The sequence below is a fragment of the Chamaesiphon sp. OTE_20_metabat_361 genome (genome assembly GCF_031364565.1).
This window is the reverse complement of sequence record NZ_JANLWO010000805.1, coordinates 1-1,809: the sequence shown is the minus strand read 5'-3', so window position 1 is coordinate 1,809 and position 1,809 is coordinate 1. Positions and strand designations below refer to the sequence as shown.

The following is a 1,809-nucleotide window of genomic DNA, read 5'->3' as shown; positions in this document are numbered from 1 at the left end:
AGGATTAGTAATTTTACTTTGTTTGAAAGCTCTCTGTACGGTCATCACATCTACTTCGTCGTCTTCGACTAGCAGAATGTTCAATCTTGAATTTTTGAGCATTTTAATTGTAAAATTCCAGGGGTTTAAAATCTTTGTTATATTCACTAATTGTTACATTCACACAGATTTTTGATATCTATCATTAGGAATATTATGCGGATTTATTAATTGCTGAATTTCTAAATATTTTCGATCGTATTAAAATCAATGTTTATACTTTACTAAAAAATAAGCCCCTCAAACAACCGCTCCGTAATACTTCGATCGACGATCGCCTGAGTCAAGCTTTGTCAGAATACCTCAAACGATAATTCAGTTAAGAAGATTTAAGCTAGTCGCACGGGCAATGCACTACCGAAAATCGAGTGTTGTTGGTACTCACTTCAAGGCAGTATTAAATTCTGCATCATCGTTGCTAAATAGCCCTCAGCAACATTTATTTTGATGAATTGCAAATCTTAATTAAAATTTATCTGTAACTTTTGGTGGGGATTTCTAAGTACAAACATGGATCCAGTCATTACGATTGCCTCATCACCACTAGTTATCAGCAATATATTACACATGTAGTTATTGCGGTATACGTCTATATTTACGATCTAGAGCGAAGAGACCGAGCATTCCCCATTAGAATGTAGTTAATGTGTGTGGTGAATTAATAGTTGCAACAGATATAGTTAGAAATTTTCAGACAGCAATTAATTTGGGCAGCCAGTTATGACCGACCGAGCTTATACAGTGCTGATTGTTGATGATAACCCGATCGATCGCGAGCTGTATCGACTTTTTCTCACGACCAATTTAGATGCTGCTTACTACTTATTAGCAGCAGAGCTAGCAGCGGAAGGATTGAATCTGTGTCGCACGCAGGTAATTGATGCTATTTTACTCGCTCATTCGCTGCCCGATGGGCTAGCTTTTATCGCAGCGCTGCAAACTCAGAGTAATAACAGTAATCCGCCGATTATTGTGATGACTGGGGTGGGAGACGAGAGAGTTGCTGTAGCAGCAATTAAATTGGGTGCTGCTAACTGTTTAGTTAAGCGCCACCTCACAGCAGAATTATTAGACTCAAGCATCCAAACTGCGATCCAAGATGCTCGGGTCGAGCTGACGCCGCAAAAAAAGACCCAGCAGATTGCCAAGATCTGGGAAAGCATGACTGACGCATATATTAGCCTCGACACTAATTGGCAGATTGTTTATGCCAATCCAGCCGCAGCCGAACTAGTTCGTCAATTAATGGATCTCAAACCTTCAGCATTTCTCGGTCGGATTTATTGGGACGTTTTTCCCTGGTCGGTAGGAACTATTGTCGAGCAGGAGTATCGACGGGCGGCGATCGACCGAATAGTGTTACATTTTGAAGTATTATATGCGCCAACTCAAACATATTTTGAGATTCACGCCGAGCCTACCGCTGAAGGTTTAGGAATTTATTTTCGCGATCTTACTGCGCACAAGCAAGTCGAAGCAGAGCGCGACAGGTGCTTCGATCTATCATTAGATTTGACGATTATTACCGATTTTGAGGGGACGTTTCTCAGATTGAATCCAGCAGGGGAAAAAACATTAGGTTTTACGCAAGCTGAATTAAGCTCGCAGTCGTATCTAGAATTAGTTCATCCTGACGATTGGGAGCGGACTAGTGCCACCTTTGAAGCGCTAAGGCTCGGTGAACCTAAGAGCGATCTTGAAAATAGATATCGTTGTCAAGATGGCTCGTATCGCTGGTTATCATGGAGTGCCACACCTTATCCACAAAAA

1 protein-coding gene and 1 pseudogene are annotated in these 1,809 nt (G+C 41.2%); one reads left to right on the top strand and one right to left on the bottom strand.

Features of this window, described 5'->3' with window-relative positions:
• Positions 1-102 (bottom strand): annotated as a pseudogene (locus tag RMO35_RS25465) (response regulator); the annotation flags it as partial.
• Between the two features lie 657 nt (positions 103-759).
• On the opposite strand from RMO35_RS25465, the gene RMO35_RS22680 reads away from it, so the two are divergent.
• The coding region (locus RMO35_RS22680) for a PAS domain S-box protein (protein ID WP_309744590.1) at positions 760-1,809 on the top strand (1,050 nt) is incomplete at its 3' end.